1 protein-coding gene is annotated in these 651 nt (G+C 65.7%); it reads left to right on the top strand.

The genetic code is table 11. The features are described from left to right. Positions 1 to 651 (top strand): transposase (locus HGI47_RS22125; RefSeq protein ID WP_206066370.1); only part of this gene is annotated, 651 nt, incomplete at both ends.

The following is a 651-nucleotide window of genomic DNA, read 5'->3' as shown; positions in this document are numbered from 1 at the left end:
CATGTGCACATGATCGTGCCCGGCGGCGGCATCGCGCTGGATGGCACGCACTGGGTCTCGTCCCGCCCCGCCTTCCTGCTGCCGGTGCGCGTGCTGGGCGCGTTGTTCCGCCGGCTGTTCCTCACGCGCCTGCTGGCGTTGTTCGACGCTGGTAAGCTCGGTTTCTTCAACGCCTTGACAGGCCTAGCCGCGCGCAAGGCCTTCCTGCGGCATCTGTCGCCCATCCGGAAAAAGCGCTGGGTGGTCTATGCCAAGCCACCCTTTGCCGGGCCACAGGCGGTGCTGGCCTATCTCTCGCGCTACACCCACCGCGTCGCGATCTCGAACCGGCGGCTCATCGGCTTCGACGAGACCGGCGTGACGTTCCGGTACAAGGATTATCGCCGCGATGGCGCCGAACGCCAGCAGGTCATGACGCTGGCTACCGACGAGTTCATCCGCCACTTTCTGATCCACGTCCTGCCGCGCGGCTTCCACCGCATCCGGCATTACGGGCTGCTTGCCAGTTCAACCCACAAGGAGGCCATGGCGCTGGCCCACAGGCTGCTGGGCGTCGCCGCGCAGATTGAAGAGACCGACACCGAACCGGAAGAACCGCCCGATCATCGCCCGCCATGCCCATGTTGCGGCGGGCACATGACCATCATCGAA

This window comes from Novosphingobium sp. ERN07 (assembly GCF_012641335.1).
Lineage (GTDB): Bacteria > Pseudomonadota > Alphaproteobacteria > Sphingomonadales > Sphingomonadaceae > Novosphingobium.
This window is presented reverse-complemented; position numbering and strand designations above follow the sequence as displayed.